General features: G+C 65.0%; 6 protein-coding genes. 4 read left to right on the forward strand and 2 right to left on the reverse strand.

Translation table 11 applies throughout. The features are described from left to right. From QT222_RS03075 to QT222_RS03090, 4 genes are all read left to right on the forward strand, one after another. On the forward strand, positions 1 to 208 hold a 208-nt coding region (locus QT222_RS03075; RefSeq protein WP_491476269.1), incomplete at its 5' end, for a triphosphoribosyl-dephospho-CoA synthase. Beyond that, on the forward strand, positions 205 to 861 hold the full coding sequence (locus tag QT222_RS03080) for a DUF447 domain-containing protein (protein ID WP_004059933.1): 657 nt from the start codon (positions 205 to 207) through the stop codon (positions 859 to 861). The genes QT222_RS03075 and QT222_RS03080, both read left to right, overlap by 4 nt. Before the next feature lie 24 nt (positions 862 to 885). Next, positions 886 to 1,074 (forward strand): 30S ribosomal protein S17e, encoded by a 189-nt coding sequence (locus QT222_RS03085; RefSeq protein WP_004059932.1) that lies wholly within the window; start codon positions 886 to 888, stop codon positions 1,072 to 1,074. 124 nt (positions 1,075 to 1,198) lie between these two features. Beyond that, a complete protein-coding gene (locus QT222_RS03090; protein ID WP_491476270.1) occupies positions 1,199 to 1,855 on the forward strand; it encodes a glycerophosphodiester phosphodiesterase in 657 nt (218 codons plus the stop codon). A gap of 83 nt (positions 1,856 to 1,938) precedes the next feature. Here QT222_RS03090 and pccX read toward each other — a convergent pair whose 3' ends face one another. After that, on the reverse strand, positions 1,939 to 2,205 hold the full coding sequence (pccX, locus tag QT222_RS03095; protein WP_004059930.1) for a propionyl-CoA carboxylase subunit PccX: 267 nt from the start codon (positions 2,203 to 2,205) through the stop codon (positions 1,939 to 1,941). Beyond that, on the reverse strand, positions 2,202 to 2,737 hold a 536-nt coding region (locus QT222_RS03100), incomplete at its 5' end, for a carboxyl transferase domain-containing protein (RefSeq protein WP_491476271.1). The genes QT222_RS03100 and pccX, both read right to left, overlap by 4 nt.

The following is a 2,737-nucleotide window of genomic DNA, read 5'->3' on the forward strand; positions in this document are numbered from 1 at the left end:
CGCCGAGGAACCGGCCACGCTCGTCGTAACGAATCACGGCGAGTCGGTCGCCCGCGACGTGATGGACCGCGCCGCTGCCGTCTCGAATCTCGACGAGGCCGAGGAGCTGGCTGAGACGTTCGTCACCGAGGGAATCAACCCGGGGACGACCGCCGATATCGCCTGTGCGGCGACGTTCGTCGCGCTGGAGCGGGGGGTCCCGCTGTGACCGACGAGCCTCAGTCCGGGACCGAAGAACCCACCGAGTGGCCCGTCGAACTTCGCGGCGTCACCGAGTCGGTCGTCGCCACGCTCGGCCCGAACGACCTGTGGAACTTCGCGGCACTCGGGCTTCACGCGCCCGAATCGTCGGCGGGCAGCGTACCGGACAGCGTCACCGCAACGACGTGGGGAAACACCCGAACCCGCCGAAACTTCCACCGACAGGGCGGCGGCGTCGTTCAATTCGTGTCCGACCCGCGGGACTTCGTCGAGGCTGCGATGACCATCTACGAGCGAGAGTCGCCCGTCCTCGACTCGGCCGACGCGTGGGCCGAAGTCGAGGCGACGATGGTCGACTCGGGCGAGGACGGCGGGACGCAGTGGGAAACATGGGAACTGCACCCCGTCGACGCCGACATCGAGCGAACCCGCCCGTGTACCATCAACCGCGGGTTCGGAGCTGTCATCGACGCGACAGTCGCCGCCTCCCGCCTCGACGTGCCCGCCTTCGACACCGACGAGTTGCTCTCCCGACTCGCGTACTTCGCGGAAACGGTCGACAAGTGCGGCGGACCGGCGGAGCGCGAAGCGTTCGCACGAATCGATGAGTTGACCGGGTGGCGCGAGCGGGCGGCGGAGCGACGGAACGAATCGTTTTAGTGTTCGTCCGGGGAAATCTCCGACATGGCAATCAAGCCCAAGTACGTCAAGCAGCTTGGTAACATCCTGCTGGAGCGTTACCCGCAGGCGTTCAACACGGATTTCGAGACGAACAAGGACAGCGTCGAGCAACTGACCACCGTCGAGTCGAAGGGCGTCCGCAACCGCATCGCCGGGTACATCACCCGCAAGAAGGGCGGACAGACCGCGTAATTTCGTAGCAGACGATTCTCTCTGCAATTCCTCTTCTCGCCCCGTTCGGGAGCGGATGCGCCGGCCGCTTTGCTGACCTGTCGCGTGAGATAACGTTTAGTCGCTCGTCTCGCGATGCTCACCCATGCGCGCCATCGGCCACCGTGGTTGTCCCGCTCTCGCCCCCGAGAACACGCTCGCCGCCTTCACCGCCGCCGCCGAACGACTCGACTGGGTCGAACTCGACGTTCGACGCTGCGCGAGCGGCGAACTCGTCGTCTTCCACGACGAGACGCTCGACCGCCTGACCGACGTTGATGGTTCGGTCGCAGAAACGCCCCTCTCGGACCTCCGTGAAGTCACCATCGGCAGTTCCGACGAGCCGATTCCGACGCTCGCCGAAGCGTTCGAGGTACTACCCGACGACATCGCCGTCAACGTCGAACTGAAAGAGGACGGTCTCGCGTCGGACCTCGGGGCTATCGTCGCCGACGCCCCGAACGAGGTGCTGGTCTCGTCGTTCGACGCGGACGCACTCCGAGAAGTGCGCGAAGCGACCGACCTCCCTGTTGCATTCCTTTTCGCCGACGACTGGAACGAATCGCTCGATATCGCCGCGGAACTCGACTGCACGGCTATCCACCCGTACTACGAACTGCTCTCGGAGGCTCGAATCGAAGACGCACACGACGCAGGGTTCGAGGTCAACACGTGGACAGTCCCCGACCGCGGAACAGTCGAGAAACTGCGCGACTGGGGCGTCGATGGCGTCGTTATCGACAACCCGGCGTTCGCGGAGTAAGAACGAAGTAAAGAGGGAACGCATCCCCGGTCTGCGCCGCGACGTACCGCTTACCAGTCAGAACCGGTCAGTACGTCCCGAAGTCAGAACCGGTCAGTACGTCCCGAAGCGGCCCACGCGTTCGTTGGTGCGCCCGACGGGACGCGACGGGCGCATCCCGTAACCGAGTCGAGGCGACCGGCGTACTGCCAGCGCTTTTCGTCCCACGTCTCTTCTTCGTCTGCTGCGGCGGCGACCGCGGCGGCCGTCTGGTCGTGGAGATGTGCGCCGACTGCAGCAGCGATGGCCGCTGCCTCCTCCGAGTCCGCGTCGTCGGGGATCGACAGCCCCGAGAGCAGGTCCTCCGTCATAGCGGGATATTCCCGTGCTTCTTGTCGGGTTGCGACTTGCGCTTCGACTGCAGCATCCGGAGGTCCGCAATGAGTCGGTTCCGGGTATCGCCGGGTTCGATAACGTCGTCGACGAAGCCGCGGTCGGCCGCCGTGTACGGGTTAGCGAACTCCTCGCGGTACTCTTCGATGAGTTCGTCGCGGCGGGCGTCAGGGTCGTCGGCCGCTTCGAGTTCGTCGCGGTAGAGGATGTTGACCGCGCCCTGTGGCCCCATGACGGCGATTTCGGCGGTCGGCCACGCGTAGTTCACGTCCGCGCCGAGGTGTTTCGAGGCCATGACGTCGTAGGCACCGCCGTAGGCCTTGCGGGTGATAACTGTCATGAGCGGGACCGTCGCCTCGGAGTAGGCGTACAGGAGTTTCGCGCCGTGGCGGATGATGCCGTTGTGCTCCTGGTCGGTGCCGGGGAGGAAGCCGGGTACGTCCACGAACGACAGGGTGGGGATATTAAACGAGTCACAGAATCGGATGAATCGCGCACCCTTTTCGGACG

It is taken from the genome of Haloferax sp. s1 (assembly GCF_058382125.1).